Source organism: Bradyrhizobium sp. CCBAU 45394 (assembly GCF_028128655.1).
Classification (GTDB): Bacteria; Pseudomonadota; Alphaproteobacteria; order Rhizobiales; family Xanthobacteraceae; genus Bradyrhizobium; species Bradyrhizobium diazoefficiens.
In genome coordinates, this window is the sequence record NZ_LBIX01000017.1 from 393,329 (window position 1) to 407,754 (window position 14,426).

A 14,426-nucleotide genomic window follows, 5' to 3' on the forward strand; every position below is an offset into this window, starting at 1 on the left:
GGCATCGCAAACGAAGCGGAATGGCGCGCCACGGCCGATGAAGATGGGCACTGTTGTTTCGCTGTGCCACTGTGCGCAGTCTGACGCTCTATCCAGCCGAGCCACAGGCGCGGGCGCCGGCGCTGTCGCGCGGCGCCGTTACAGTTTTCCATAGACTCGCCCGGCGACCGCCTTCAGGCGCTCGACCGTGCCGGACTCAGGATGCGGCTTGACCGGCGCGAACAGGATCGAAGCCTGCCTGCCGTTCTTCCAGACATAGATGTTGACGGCGTTGCCGTTGCCCTTGGTGCAGGAATGCTCGCCGAACGCTTCACTGCCGAGCTCGGGTATCGCCACGTGTTTGCACGGGCCCGTGCGCTTCATCATGCTGACGACGGTGTCGCGCGAGATCGCGATTACCGCGACGGTCATGGTGTTGGCCTCGCGATCGAACATCATGCAGCTGCCCGCGCCGGTCCGCTGGACCGTCAGCGTGCCCTTGTCGAGAAAGCCGTCGGCATCCGCGGCCGTGAGCCACTCGCAATTGCCGAACCGCTCGCTGCTCTTGCTTACATTCCCGATGGCAACGCGCGCGGCTTCGGTGATCGGTCCGAGTAGCGCATCGTCGGCACGCCGGCCGATCGGATAGACGCTGATCTGCAGGATGTAGTCGCCGGACAAGGCGACGACCGAGGCCTCCTGGCGCTGCGCGCCGGCGGCGCTCGTTCCGCCCTGGCCTTCGTCGCCGATCCCGGCGACTGCGTTCAGCGGCATGCGCTCGCCGAGCGTCTTGACGAAGGTCGCGTACAATTCCCCGGCGCGGTCCTTGTCGGGATTGCGGAACACGGTCAGCATCATCGTGTCACCGCGCCCGGCCTGGTAGATGCAGCCGCGACCGTCCTGATTTGAAATCAGTGACCATTTGAGCGCCGGCATCGCACGGGCGAGCTCCTGGGCGCTGATGAACGGGCAGGTTTCGGCCGCGCGCACGGGAGCGACCGGAACGGCTGCGATTGCAAGGAACAGGGCGAGGCAGGAGAACAGACGATCGATAGGACGCATGGGACAACTTACCACCGCAAATGGCGCGCCATTCAGAACAAAACCGCGAGCTCGTATATAATTGAAATTGTTATATAAATTCAAGCTACTGGGGAGGATCGACTCACTGAGGCTACCTACGCCCCCCAACGGCTTCCGCCGAGTTTATGACGGACGTGGTTTAGCGATCCGCCGGCGACCACGCCCATCTCGCCAAATCTCAATGCCTCGCAGCCTTTCTGGCGCCACTGCGCAAGCGGAGTGGGTCGTCCACGCAAAGCGGCCGTTCGGCGGGCCCGAGGCCATGCTCGCCGATCTGTCGCGCTACACCCACCGCGTTGCCATCGCCAACAGCCGCCTGATCGCCTTCGACCAGCAGGGTGTCACCGAGGGGGAGCAAAACTGCCCACCAGCAGAAACCTCGTGATGCTCACGCCTTCTCGAATGTCCAAGGGACGGCCGACCGGGGACGAATTGTCGCGAAACGAGCAATCTCGCCAGACTTGATAACTTGCTTATGATATCGCGGAGGTAGCTTGTTCGCAGCTGCCCGCTTTTCTGGGAAGCGAAAAGCGGACGCTGTAGCTTTGCCGGTTTAGCGTGGGTAAGCTTTATGCAATTGAACAATGTCACCGCTCGAACGAACGCCGACGCCTTGACCGAGAGAAGCCTCGCTCAAACAAAGACTGGCGAAAGCCCGCCACGCACGGATGTCGGCACGATAACGCTCCATTGGGCGACCGCGCTCGCATTCGTCGTAAGCCTCGTTACCGGCATACGCATCGCAGCGGACGCGCTGCGCGCCCCCTTCTCGAAATGGCTCGCTCCGGTCCTGCCGCAGGGCGAGATCTTTTCCTGGCACTTCCTCGCGGGACTCGCCGTCTTCTTCTGCGGGACGGCCTACGTCGCCTACCTCGCGCGCAGCGGCCTCGTCGAGCGCAACAGCCCCAAGAAGACGCGGATCCTCGCGATGCGCGCTCCGGCTCGCCTCAAATGGGGAGCCGTCAACATCATCCTGCACTGGTTCGTCTATGCGCTCGTGATCTTCCTCACGGGGACGGGCGTGATGATGTATCTCGGCTATGGCGGCTGGTTGGCCTATCTCCACTCGACCGCCGCCTTCGTCGCGCTCGTCTATATCTTCGCGCATGTCGTCGCGCATTTTCTCTATGGCGGCTGGCAGCAGATTTTCCGCGTGTTTCGGCCGGCGCCGCTCGCGATCACGAAGGCCGTGCGGCCGAGGCCTCTTCTCGTCGCCGCTGCAATCGGGGTGGCAGTCGCGTGCGGCGTCGCCGGGCTCGACTGGGCGACGCGCGATACGCTCGTCGTCGCGCGGGTGAGCGACGCGCCCAAGCTGGACGGCGCCATGGGCGATCCCGCCTGGTCGCGCGCGCGCCCCGTCTTCATCCGCACGCAGCAGGGTGCCAATCTCGGCGGATCGGGCGAATCGCTCGTGGAGGTGCGCGCCCTGCACGACGGGCAGAAGATCTATTTCGCCTTCCGCTGGGAGGATCCCACGCGCTCCCTGCGCCGCATTCCGATCATCAAGAAAGAGGACGGCTGGCACGTCCTCGACGAGCGTGCGGGCCTGCAAGACGCCGTCGACTTCTACGAGGATAAACTGGCGGTCATTTTCTCGGATAATCCATCGCTCGGCGGCGCAGGCGCGACGGATCTGGGCGCCAATCCGCTGCCCGGCAAGCCGATGCCGATCAACGGCCGGGGCTTCCACTACACGACGGATGCCAGCTACATAGACATGTGGCAGTGGAAGGCGTCGCGCGGGGGCATGCTCGGGCGTGTCGACAGCCAATATATCGGCCCGCCCTACGCCCCGACCTTGGACGAGCAAAATTACGATGCCCGCTACCAAGGCGGCTATTGGAACAAGCCTGGTCGCGCTCTTTATTCGTATAACTTCAAGTTCATCCACAGGAACGACAAGGGGCCCGTCACGGTTCTGCGGCTTCCCAAGGATTGGAAGGCGCAGGTCGCAGCCCTCAGCAAATTCGATCTTAATCCCGACAGCAGCGACGACGAGAACGGCCGCTGGTACATGTTCGACGGGGAGAGCGAACCCTACACTCCAGAGGCCGACGCGAGGATTCCCGTTGGCACGATCCTGCCCGGCGTGATTATTGCCGGCGACAACGAAGGAGAGCGGGCCAATGTCACCGGGGTTTCAAAATGGAGCAACGGACATTGGACGCTCGAGCTGACGCGCAACATGAAAAGCGATGGCAGATATGACAAAGCCTTCGTGCCAGCCCACGATCTCTACATGTGGGTCGCTGTCTTCGACCATGCACAGACGCGGCATGCGAGCCATAACCGCCCGGTGCGTGTCGTCACGCAGAACTAGGCGTCTCATGGGGAGCGATGTGCTCGACCGGAGGCCACTACGGCGCGGCTGCGCTGAAGCATCGCTTCGCCCTCAACCGCGCATCGCATTCCGGCGCGGCGAGCAGCGGCCTGCTCGCAGAAATTCGCGACGCCCAGAGGCCTCGCGATGAAGACTCATTGTCGGCTCGTCCTCAACGGCAAGCTCGTCGAAGCCCGCGCCGGCGAAAGCCTGATCGACGCGGCGCTCGGCGGCTCGATCCTCATTCCACACGACTGCAGATCGGGACAATGTCAGAGCTGCCGGGTGACGGTCGTTTCGGGCTCGGTCGATGACGGCGGCTCGGGCCATGGCCGCACTGTGCTCGCCTGCCAGGCCGCGGTCGCAGGCGATGCGGAGATCGAATTCGAAGAATTGCCGCTACCGATGAAGCGGGCGTGCGCCGTTACCGAGATCAACGAGCTCTCGCCAGAGATCGCCGAAGTCGTGCTGACGACCTCAGCGCCGCTCGAGTTTCGGCCGGGCCAATATGTGCGCGTCAAGTTTTCCGGCTATCCTGCGCGCGAGTTCAGCCCGACCTTCAGACTCGATGGCTCCTTCAAGCAAGTCGAACTCGTCTTCCACATCCGGCGCCTGCCTGACGGCACGGTGTCGGGGCAGATCGGCAAGGCCATCAGGCCCGGCCATGCGGCACATGTGCAAGGCCCCTTCGGACAGGCCTATCTACGACAGGGCCAGGGGCCGCTGGTGCTGGTCGCCGGCGGAGCAGGCTGGGCCCCGATCTGGGCGCTGGCCCGCTCGGCGCGCTCGACCCAGCGCAACCGCGAGATGGCGGTCGTCGCCGGCAGCCGGGATGCCGATAACCTCTATATGCTTCCCTCGTTGCAGTGGCTGATCGACGACGGTGTCCGCGACGTCATTGCGACGACGGAGGTCGGATCTACCCTACCGATCAGGCCTGGGCGCCCATCGCACTACCTGCCCCTGCTCGGGCTGGAGGATACGGTCTACGTCGCCGGCCCCGTTGGTCTCGTCGATATCGTGAAGAACAAGGCACGCTCGGCCAATGCGCAATGCTACGCCGATCCTTTCCTGCCGAGCTCTCAAACCCCATCGCTGATGGACAAGATCACCCGTCTATGGCGAAGCCGGGAGCAGCCTCATCGCCCCGGTCTGTGAGCCGATGCCGAGCTTAGCAGCGCCGGCGGCTCACGGCTTGACGGGCAGACTACCGAGGCTGGTGATGACGTCGGCCGCCTTCTGGGTATCGGCAAAGCGTAGAAAGGCCAAGGCGTCCGGATCCTGCAACGTGCTTAAATAGATCAGCGCCAGCACCGCGCTCGAGGGATAATCCGCGTCGGTCGGATAGTGGCCGTCCACGCGAAGCACTGTGAGCCCCTGTTCCAACGGCCGCGAGAAGGGGCCGAAGCCGATCGCGCCTTGAACATCGCGAACCGTCTCGATCGCTTCCTGTGTGGTCGTCGCCGTCTTCGATTTCTCGGTGATCTCGAGATCATGCCAGCCGGGCATGCTGGCCCGTAGCACGGTGAGAGTGCTGTCCTGGTCCTCGCGCCGCACGACGCGGATGCGCATATCGGCGCCGCCAAGCTCCTTCCAATTCGCGAGGCGGCCCGAATAGATCGCAACGAGCTGATCGCTTGTGACGGCACTCACTCCACAGCCGGGATGGACGATGAAAGCCGAGGGCAGGCGGGCGATCTCCTTGTAGACGATGCCGGAAGCCGCTTCGGCGTCGGTCAGGCGGCGTGCGACGCGCCCTAAGATCGCCTTGCCGGACCCCACGGCCGCGATGCCTCCGCCAGAACCGATGCTCGGCGGGACCTCGATCTGTGGCGATCCTTCCTGCTGCATGAAGCTCGCGGCGATGACGCGCAGGACATCGATGCCGTCTCCGGTCCCGACGATGTCGAGCCTGCGTGTTTCGGCGCTAGCGGCATTCACCCCCGCAAGGCAGAGGCCCAAAATTGCCGCCGTTATCCTCGAAAATGCCATGGCAAACCCCTTCGAAGCACGAGGTGCGCAATCTGGCAAAGAAACCTAAACCATCTGTTGTCGCAACGCCGTGCCTTTTGGAATCATCCGTGGCGGACAGAAAGTGAAAAGCACAAAATCTGACGGTTTAAAAAAACCATTTGCTAATTAACCGGCCACAAATAGACGATCAAATTGACGATTTTGGGTATTCCACTCGCCTAAGGTTGGTGCCTGGAAGGGGCCTCAATGAGCGACATTGACCGGCCCCCATAAGTTCAGGGTGCTGGCGGTGGTGGCGACTGACCCGGATATGGCAGAGGCATCGAGGGCGCCGCCCCGCTGGCGTCGTTGGGCCGTTCCGTCCGGGATTCCGAGTTTCCCCTCGTCTATCGCCATGCGCCTTGTTGCCGTCGTGCTCGCGACCGGCGTCCTCGGGCTCGGCCTCATCGGCGGCTTGACGGCGCTACGCCTGCAGCAGCAACTGAGGCATCAGGCTGGGGCACTGGGTGAACTCTCAGAAGACCAGCTCGCTCATCGCCTCGACGGCGAGGCGCAGTTGGCGCGAGCGCGAATCGAGGTCCTGGGCGCGGAAACCGCATCTCGCCTGCGTCAGATCGCTCAGCGCGCCGATGTCGCCAAGGCGGTCGCCTCGAACAACGATGTGACTATCCGCGAGCTGCTCAGCATCGTTGCTTCGACCTCCGGCTTCGAAAGGCTGATCGCCTTCGACGAAACCGGTCGCGTGATCGGCGCCAACACGCCCCTCGACCTCCTCGCGCTCAACCGGGCGCTCGAGAGTACCGCTCTCTCTGTCAATCTCAACGCGATCCTCAAGGACAATAGCCGCTCGCACCCGCGGGGTGAGGAAGGCATCAATGAGTTCAAATTGCGTGAATTGTCGGCGCTCGGCCTGCCGCAGCGCCACACCATAGCGCACACCGCGACCGAGCCCGTGTTCGACGACTTCGGCGACCTCATCGGCGCGCTTGCCGCCATCCGACCGCTCGGCCGCACGGAACGGACTCTCGAGAACTTCACTTCGCTAGCCAATGCCGGCGTGGTCATCATCACGGGTGACAACGAGATCGTGTCTTCCGCGGGGCCTGAAGGGGTGAGATTCAGCGGCGCCAGGACGCGTTTGACCGGGCTGCAGCGCTCGGATGACGGCAACTACGTCGCGCGCTGTGTCGATTACGAGGCGACGCTCAAGGTGTGTACGTTCGCGAGCGCATCGCTGGTGACGACGACACGCGATCAGATGTTCCAGATCGGCGCATCCCATACGCGTTCGCTGATGTGGCAGTTCCTGGCATCCGCGGCGCTGGCGCTCGGTGCCTTGGTCGTCGCGCTATTGGCCGCCGTGAGGCACCTCACGAAAGGACTTTCAGCGCTCGCCAAGACCGCCCAGGAAATCGCGGGTGGCAATCTCGACGTTCAATTCCGCGCAACGGGCATCGGAGAGGTCCGCGGCCTCGGCCTCGCATTCGAGCGAATGCTGACGCATTTGCGGGCCAGCACTCAAAGAATTCGCCAGCTCGCTTTCTACGACACGGTGAGCCGCCTTCCCAATCGGGAGAAGATGCGCGTCGATGCGCCGGCGCTCATCGGCGCGGAAGAGGGCGCAGCGCTGTTCTTCCTCGACCTGGATGGCTTCAAATCCATCAACGACACTTTCGGGCACAAGGCTGGCGACGAGCTGCTCAGGATGGTGGCCGAGCGCTTGAGCAATTTGCTGACGTCCAAGGGCGCTGCCGGCAAATGTCTGCTCGCCCGGGTCGGGGGCGACGAGTTCGTCGCCATCATCGCTGGGGTGCAGACGGTCGAGGCCGCGAGCCTCAGTGCCCGCGAGATGATCGAGACGCTGCAGGTTTCCTTCAAGCTCCAGAGCAACCATGCAACGATCGGCGTCAGCATCGGCATCGCGATCTGTCCCACCCATGGCACAACCTATGACGATCTCCTGATCCGCGCCGACCTTGCGATGTACGTCGCGAAGAGCTCGGGACGCAATACCTACGCGTTCTTCACTCCGGATCTCGCAGAGGTCGCGCGTGCCCGCCATGCGCTCGAAACCGATCTCGCCCTGGCGATCCGCAATGAAGAGCTCGTCGTCCACTACCAGCCCAAGGTGTCCTGCGCGAATGGCCGCATCCTAGGGGTGGAGGCGCTGGCGCGCTGGCATCACCCGAAGGAGGGCGACATTCCTCCTCAGCGCTTCATCAAGATCGCGGAAGAGATCGGCCTCATCATGGAGATCGACCGCTTCGTGCTCAGGCGCGCGCTCGCCGAAATCGGGGGCTTGATCCGGGCCGGCTCGAACCTCGTGCTCGCCGTAAATGTCGCGGCGACGGAAATCGAAGACCCGCTGTTCATCAGGGATATCATCACGACCGTTCGCGAGGCCGACTTCCCGCCGCCAAACCTCGAGATCGAGATCACAGAGTCGGTCGCGATGCGCAATCCTGATGTCGTGCGCGAGAGAATAAGCCTGCTCAGGCAATTGGGCATACGCTTCGCAATGGACGATTTCGGAGCCGGCTATTCGAATCTTTCGACGATGGCGAGGCTCCCCTTCGACGCCGTGAAGCTCGATCGCACGCTCGTGGCGGGTGTCGCGGGAGACCGCGAAAAGCAGACGATTCTTCGCCTGGCGCTCGGACTTGCGGACGAATTGGGGTTCGAAACGGTCGTTGAAGGCGTCGAAACGGCCGAAGACCTTCGGTTCGCGGCCGAAAACGGCGCCACCATGGCGCAAGGTTATATTTTTTCTCCGCCGCTACCGCTCGAAGAGTTCGCCGTCCTGCTCCAGCCAACCCTTTTGGCGGTCGAACTGGTGCCCAGGCGAGACGGAGCGGAGCGGAAGACTATGATCCGCTGAGGCGTCGGCGCCAACCTCAGATGCCGATCGGGTATCAAATAGGCACCGATCCATACGAGAGCTCTGCAAGAGTTCGCGGTTCTGTACTGAATGGTGGGAAAATGGCGCGCCCGGAACGATTCGAACGTCCGACCCTCAGATTCGTAGTCTGGAATCGGGACTTTTCAACCGCTTTCTCAGACACGTTGCCATACTCCCGCCCTCTCTACAAGCTATTGATCAATGGTGATATTTCGCGCTGTAGCGCGCCGCAGCGTGGTCCCACCGGGATAACTCTCATCAGAGACTTCCCCAGACTAAACCCAGACTAAAAAAGTGCGGAGGCATTTGTGGCTGATCAGCGGCAGGTTCTCAACGACAAGACCATTGCGCTTCTTTGTGCGGGGGAGACGCAATACAAGGTGCGCGATAGCGAACTACCGGGCTTTTTTGTGCTCATCGGCAAGCGCCGGAAAACGTTCATGGCCCAAGGCGAGTTCTGGCGTGATGGCGTTCGCGAATTCACCGCGCAGGTAAAACTCGGCGAATTTGGTGACATGACCACGCGCCAGGCACGTGGCAAAGCCAAGGAGGCGCTTGGATCGATAGCGAAAGGCGAACGTCCTGGTGAGGCTCCGAAGATCAAGCCAGGCTCGATAACGCTTAGGCAAGCGTGGGAGCGCTATCGGGATGCTCACATGAAACGTAAGGGCCGAAGCTCAGGAACCATTGAAAACTATCGAGATCACATGGAGCGGCTGTTCAAGGATTGGCTCGACAATCCGCTCGCTCGGCTTGGGCGACAACCGCACCTCGTTGTTGACCGTCACGACAAAATAACGAAGGAAAACGGTTCCTATATTGCCAATGGGTCAATGCGCAGTCTGCGGGCAGTGTACAACCACGCGCGGAAAAGCAATACCGATCTGCCGGCCGTGAACCCGGTTTCCGCGATCGACTGGAATAAGGAGCATCGACGCAACACGGGGATGGGCTCCAAAGATATTAGCGGTTGGCTCAAGGAGCTTTACGCAATGGATAACCCGGTAAGGCGGGAATTTCACCTTCTGACGCTCTTGAGTGGATCACGACCAACCGCCCTAAAAAAAATCCGGTTGGAACACATCGATTTGCGACAGAGGATGATCCGCATCCCGAAGCCCAAAGGTGGAAAGGAGAAGGCATTTGACATTCCGCTATCGCGGCCGATGATCCGATGCATCATCCGCGCGATCCGATGGGGCCGGATCATGTATTCCGAGCAAGCGAAGTCGTGGTTATTTCCAGCCGACAGTAAGGAAGGACATCTCGTGGAGCATAAGGAGGAGCGAAATGTGCTATCCAAATGGGGTAACGACTTGCGGCAGAGCTATCGCACGCTCGCGCAAGCAGCGGGTGTTTCGGAACTCGACATCCATCTTTTGATGAACCACTCGCTTCCGGGCGTAAATGCCGGGTACATTACCCGCGATCGGTTGCTAAGGGATCACCTGAGGAGCCAACAGCAAAGAATTTCGGAGTTGGCTGCTCATAGTGTCGCGGTAGAACGAGATCCTTCGTTGGTCCGGTGGATCGAGAGCGCGAAGGTCGAGGAGACCACATGCTCGGCTCACGCCGTTGACCAATCAACGGGTATGTCGATGGCCGCATAGACCGAAATTGCAGCTGAGGCCAAGCCTTCTTGTACGAGAGCTGAAGCGACACGTTCGAAGCGGTACGTACGCCGTGGATCAATCGACAGCATTCTAGCTCCTCTTTCGGACCGAACTACGCCATAAAGGGAAGCGGTAGAGCTGCGAAATAGACAAAACTCCGCGCAAGCGGTAGAGGTTACGCTTGAGGAAGATTTGATCTAACAGCCGGCGGTGCCATACGCGGGCGAAAGACATCTCCGTTTCCTCGGGCGATGAACCGCGTCGCCCAGCATACGGGCTGAGCAACCACGGCTCGGGATATGTTGGTGGCGTCTGGGGGGATACCCCGCGGTATTAGCCAATTCTCGACCAAAACCTGCAACAGGCGAGCCCGACATTACGTGACGCGCGGCGGCGTCGACAAAGAAAATCGGTAGGTTGCTATCAATAGCGATGAGCGGCTCCGATGCGATCAAGCCACGCTTCCAGATCGGAAGTGCACCTTGCAGAACACGTTGGCACGATGCACTTCATACGTATCCGTCCGGTGAAGCTTTCAATTACCCACAAATTCTCCTCCGACCATGGCGCCGAGCGCGATGTCGGTGAGGCGTGACAGCCCGCGCCACATGACCGTATTGCCGGGCGGCGGATCGCTGGCGCGGGCGAGATAACCGCCGAGCCGGGCAATCTTGATCAGATAGTGCGAGAGCGTTTTCGGTCTTGCTCTTGGTTTGTCGTTGACGAGGCGATCGAGCACGCCGATTTCAGTCGCAGTCAACGCGAGGGTTGGTGGTGCGTCTGGGGCGGAACGGTTGAGCGTCGTCATCCAGAAGACCCGCCAACTCAGGATGCAAAAGAGCGAGATCAGGTTGGTCAGACGCTGGGCGGTCCTAAGCTTCGACTCCTCAGCTTTGCAGCCCGATTTGAGGATCTTGTGGAACACCTCGATCTTCCACCTCAAACCATACCATTCGAGCTTCTCAATGACGTCGGTGCGGGAACCAACAGGCAGGTCAGTGATCAGCTTCCAGTCGATCTTCTTTCTGTTTTTCGGCGCCCCGCGCTCTTCGGCATGGATCACTGTCAGGGTCAGAGCGGGATAGCGCTTCTGCTTTCCGATCGGCGGCAGAACTCGAATCTTGCGATACCTGATCTCAAGAACGGCTTGGTCGGGATCGCCGTTGCTGTCTCTGACTTCGATGCGATGGAGCCCTTTGACGGCGACCTCGTCCATTTCGTCGGCGATGGTGTGATCCCCGTCTCCAGCCAAGCGGTCGACGCAAGTCCTGATTAGGAAATGGGTTCCGATCTCCTGTGCTGCGCAGAAGAGTTCGTAGATGTCACTCTCACGATCACCAATATGGATGCATCGTCCCGGATGATCCAAGAGTTGCGTAGACTGCCTCAGATTTTCCAACCACCGGACGCTTTCCTTTTTCTCGATGGGAATCCGGGTCGGATTGATCTTCTTTTTAAGCGCTGCCGTCCCCTTGAATTTCTTCCGTGTCCAGAACTTAACGGCCGCCAACCCCAGCGGCACCCCCTCGATTGTAACCGCGAGGCTCGAATGCATCAGGATGCCGCAAACCGTGTGCGATCTGAGGCGACCTGCCTTATCCCGTCCACTGTTTATGCTCTTGGTGATGCCGATGGCTTCTGACTTCTCGCGTTGATAGCTGAACTCGGTTGTATCGTGCAGCACAAGAACGAGATCTCCAGTGGCGGCGGCACGATCATGTGTTGATTGGAAATGGCCGGCCAGAATGTCCGCTTCGCTGACCCGGTCGTTAGAGAAGAAGCGGTAGGCTGCCTTGGTATTCGCCCAATCCTGGCAGACGAGCGGAATGCTTTGTCCCATGGCGCTTCCAATCTGCGTGAGCAGTTTGCGGAATCTGTCGCCGAGCCGCGCGTCCCTAAACTCGCATCCACTACTCTCTCGATCAATCCAACATTCTCCGTCCAAGGACCGCAAACAGCCTTTTGTCGATCGATCCCTCAATGTCAGCCTCATAGAGCACCCCCTCGCGAATCAGGTGCTCAGCAAGGAATCACAAGTGATTCTTTCGATTCAAGATTTCGTCGATCAGCGGATCAACTCGAGTGGTCAAAGTTATGGGTAATTGAAAGCCGGTGAAGGCCGCCTTGCGGAATGAGGCGTGTTGTTGAGAACTGTCCTTATGAACAGTGATAGGCGCAGTGCCCAAGTCGAACGGCTTGAGGTGGTGGACACGGGGCGGCGACGGCGCTGGTCCGAGGATGAGAAGCTCAAGATCGTCCTGGAGAGCTTACAGTCGCCGCGCCAGGTCGCGGCAACAGCGCGGCGGTATGGCGTTTCGCGCTCATTGCTGCTGCGATGGCGACGGTCGTTTCGCCCCGAGCCGAAGGATGCCGCCGATCAACCTGGCTTCGTGCCGGCGGTAGTGGTCGCGGAATCAGGGCCGATGCCTTGTCCAGTCGCGCCGCCCAGCGGCGGGTTGATCGAGATCGAGTTTGCGGCTGGGGCTCGGATGCGGATCACTGGCACGGTCGATGCGGCGGCGCTGAAGGCCGCGGTGGCGGCACTGGCAGATGGACGGCCACGGTGATCCCGATTGCGTCGGGCGTGCGGGTGTGGATTGCGACCGGCCACACCGATATGCGCCGCGGCATGAACTCGCTGGGCTTGCTGGTGCAGGAAGCCCTTCAAGCGAGACCCGCACGGCGGCGACCTATATGTGTTCCGTGGCAGGAGCGGCAAGCTGATCAAGATCCTTTGGCACGATGGACTGGGCCTGTCGCTTTATGCAAAGCGGCTGGAGCGCGGCCGCTTCTTGTGGCCGTCGTCGGCTGATGGCGTGGTGACAATCACCCCAGCCCAGCTTGGCTACCTGCTGGAGGGTATCGACTGGCGGATGCCACAACAGACCTGGCGACCGCAGGCGGCTGGCTGATCGCTGGGATTTGAATCGGTGGCACGATCAGCGGTCCGGACAGAGACCGCGCCTTGTGATTCTCTGGTCGGCGATGGGCGCCAATGATTCTCTTCCCGACGATGTGACCACGCTGCAGACGATGCTGCGCGCCGAGCGAGCGGCCCGGTTGGCCGCGGAAGCCGAGGCCCAGGCGGGGACCTTGCTGATCGAGAAGCTCAAGCTCACGATCAAGAAGCTCCGGCACGAGCAGTTCGGACAGTCCTCCGAGCGAGGCGCATTGCTGGACCAGCTCGAGCTACAGCTCGCTGACCTTGAGGAGAACGCGGCTCAAGCTGAGACCGCGGCGCAGATGGCAGCCGAGAAGATTGCGGTGCCATCGTTCGAGCGCCGCAAGCCGGCGCGCCGGCCGCTGCCGGAGCATTTGCCGCGGGAGCGCATTGTCTATCCGGTGGCTGCGACCTGCCCATGCTGCGGCGACAGCCGATTGCGCAAGATCGGCGAGGACGTGACCGAGACGCTGGAGCTCGTTCCGCGCCAATGGAAGGTGATCCAGCACGTGCGCGAGAAGCTCGTCTGCCGGGCCTGCGAAGCGATCAGCCAACCGCCGGCCCCCTCGCATCCGATTGCGCGCGGGCGTGCAGGGTCCAAGCTGCTGGCCCATGTCCTGTTCGCCAAGTACGGCCTGCACCTGCCGCTTCATCGTCAGAGCGATGTCTACCAGCGTGAAGGCATCGACCTCGACGTATCGACGCTCGCGGACTGGGTAGGTGCCTCCGCGGCAACCCTGATGCCTTTGGTCGATGCGATCCGGAGCCATGTCTTCGCAGCCGCGCGCATCCACGCGGATGACACCACGGTGCCGGTCCTGGCCAAGGGCAAGACCCGGACCGGCCGGCTCTGGACCTATGTGCGCGACGACCGTCCGTTTGCCGGCCCAGATCCGCCGGGAGCCGTGTTCTTCTACTCGCCCGACCGTGGCGGTGCGCATCCAGAGCAGCATCTGGCGGGCTATGCCGGACTGATGCAGGCCGACGCCTACGCCGGCTTTGGCAGGCTCTACGAGGCCAATCGCAAGGGCGGCCCGATCATCGAAGCCGCATGCTGGGCGCACGGCAGGCGCAAGTTCTTTGATCTCGCGCGGCTCAGCAAGGCGCCGATCGCGGCCGAGGCGGTCAAGCGCATCGATGTTCTGTTCGCCATCGAACGCGAGATCAACGGTATCACTGCGCAGGAGCGTTTGCGTGTGCGCCAGGAGCGTAGCCGCCCCCTGATCGTCGAGCTGGAGGCGTGGTTGCGCGAGCAGCGCGCCAAGCTCTCCAGGAACAACGACACGACCAAAGCGATCAATTACTGCCTCAGCCGCTGGGATGCATTTAGCCGCTTCCTTGATGACGGACGGCTTTGCATGTCGAACAATGCTGCCGAGCGCGAGCTACGAGCGGTCGCCGTGGGCAGAAGAAATTGGACCTTCGCCGGCTCCGATGAGGGCGGCCGGCGTGCGGCTGCGATCTACACCCTTATCGCCACAGCCCTATGCCGCACTCGGCATAGACAGGTTTATGCCGCCCGCCGAACTATGCCGAACGGATTTGGTATGGCACGCCGTTGTCACGCCGGCACCGTCGATCGCGTGCAGGGCAGCCCCATTCCATTCGGCATAGTCT

General features: G+C 61.6%; 9 protein-coding genes, 1 tRNA gene and 2 pseudogenes. 8 read left to right on the forward strand and 4 right to left on the reverse strand.

Features of this window, described 5'->3' with window-relative positions; translation table 11 throughout:
- Positions 1-138: 138 nt before the first annotated feature.
- A complete protein-coding gene (locus tag WN73_RS11275; protein WP_038966084.1) occupies positions 139-1,041 on the reverse strand; it encodes a hypothetical protein in 903 nt (300 codons plus the stop codon).
- Positions 1,042-1,214: 173 nt separating this feature from the next.
- On the opposite strand from WN73_RS11275, the pseudogene WN73_RS11280 reads away from it, so the two are divergent.
- The 3 genes and pseudogenes from WN73_RS11280 to WN73_RS11290 all read left to right on the forward strand — a co-directional run.
- Positions 1,215-1,408 (forward strand): annotated as a pseudogene (locus WN73_RS11280) (transposase); the annotation flags it as partial.
- Between the two features lie 267 nt (positions 1,409-1,675).
- Positions 1,676-3,382: an ethylbenzene dehydrogenase-related protein gene (locus WN73_RS11285; RefSeq protein ID WP_271552752.1), complete on the forward strand. Its 1,707-nt coding sequence runs from the start codon at positions 1,676-1,678 to the stop codon at positions 3,380-3,382.
- Positions 3,383-3,529: 147 nt separating this feature from the next.
- The gene (locus WN73_RS11290; RefSeq protein ID WP_028175477.1) at positions 3,530-4,540 is read left to right on the forward strand and encodes a 2Fe-2S iron-sulfur cluster-binding protein; all 1,011 of its coding nucleotides are present in this window, start codon (positions 3,530-3,532) and stop codon (positions 4,538-4,540) included.
- A 30-nt stretch (positions 4,541-4,570) separates the two neighbouring features.
- Here WN73_RS11290 and WN73_RS11295 read toward each other — a convergent pair whose 3' ends face one another.
- A complete protein-coding gene (locus WN73_RS11295; protein WP_028175476.1) occupies positions 4,571-5,374 on the reverse strand; it encodes a PstS family phosphate ABC transporter substrate-binding protein in 804 nt (267 codons plus the stop codon).
- Positions 5,375-5,636: 262 nt separating this feature from the next.
- Here WN73_RS11295 and WN73_RS11300 point away from each other — a divergent pair, with 262 nt between their 5' ends.
- Positions 5,637-8,234 (forward strand): bifunctional diguanylate cyclase/phosphodiesterase, encoded by a 2,598-nt coding sequence (locus tag WN73_RS11300; protein WP_271552753.1) that lies wholly within the window; start codon positions 5,637-5,639, stop codon positions 8,232-8,234.
- Positions 8,235-8,336: 102 nt separating this feature from the next.
- Here the strand turns inward: WN73_RS11300 and WN73_RS11305 are convergent.
- Positions 8,337-8,418, reverse strand: a tRNA-Arg gene (locus WN73_RS11305).
- 145 nt (positions 8,419-8,563) lie between these two features.
- Between WN73_RS11305 and WN73_RS11310 the strand changes: the two genes are divergently transcribed.
- A complete protein-coding gene (locus WN73_RS11310) occupies positions 8,564-9,865 on the forward strand; it encodes an integrase family protein (RefSeq protein ID WP_271552754.1) in 1,302 nt (433 codons plus the stop codon).
- Between the two features lie 538 nt (positions 9,866-10,403).
- Here WN73_RS11310 and WN73_RS11315 read toward each other — a convergent pair.
- The gene (locus tag WN73_RS11315) at positions 10,404-11,861 is read right to left on the reverse strand and encodes an IS4 family transposase (RefSeq protein ID WP_271552755.1); all 1,458 of its coding nucleotides are present in this window, start codon (positions 11,859-11,861) and stop codon (positions 10,404-10,406) included.
- A 166-nt stretch (positions 11,862-12,027) separates the two neighbouring features.
- Here WN73_RS11315 and tnpA point away from each other — a divergent pair, with 166 nt between their 5' ends.
- From tnpA to tnpC, 3 genes and pseudogenes are all read left to right on the forward strand, one after another.
- A complete protein-coding gene (gene tnpA, locus WN73_RS11320) occupies positions 12,028-12,435 on the forward strand; it encodes an IS66-like element accessory protein TnpA (RefSeq protein WP_271552757.1) in 408 nt (135 codons plus the stop codon).
- A gap of 129 nt (positions 12,436-12,564) precedes the next feature.
- On the forward strand, positions 12,565-12,780 hold the full coding sequence (gene tnpB, locus WN73_RS44550; protein WP_442870061.1) for an IS66 family insertion sequence element accessory protein TnpB: 216 nt from the start codon (positions 12,565-12,567) through the stop codon (positions 12,778-12,780).
- A gap of 73 nt (positions 12,781-12,853) precedes the next feature.
- Positions 12,854-14,329 (forward strand): annotated as a pseudogene (tnpC, locus tag WN73_RS11330) (IS66 family transposase); the annotation flags it as partial.
- Positions 14,330-14,426 lie beyond the last annotated feature (97 nt).

Excerpts from the sequence above, each read along its gene's own strand:
- WN73_RS11275 (WP_038966084.1), bottom strand. The coding sequence starts at position 1,041 with ATGCGTCCTATCGATCGTCTGTTCTCCTGCCTCGCCCTGTTCCTTGCA.
- WN73_RS11290 (WP_028175477.1), top strand. The coding sequence starts at position 3,530 with ATGAAGACTCATTGTCGGCTCGTCCTCAACGGCAAGCTCGTCGAAGCC.
- WN73_RS11295 (WP_028175476.1), bottom strand. The coding sequence starts at position 5,374 with ATGGCATTTTCGAGGATAACGGCGGCAATTTTGGGCCTCTGCCTTGCG.
- WN73_RS11315 (WP_271552755.1), bottom strand. The coding sequence starts at position 11,861 with ATGAGGCTGACATTGAGGGATCGATCGACAAAAGGCTGTTTGCGGTCC.
- tnpA (WP_271552757.1), top strand. The coding sequence starts at position 12,028 with ATGAACAGTGATAGGCGCAGTGCCCAAGTCGAACGGCTTGAGGTGGTG.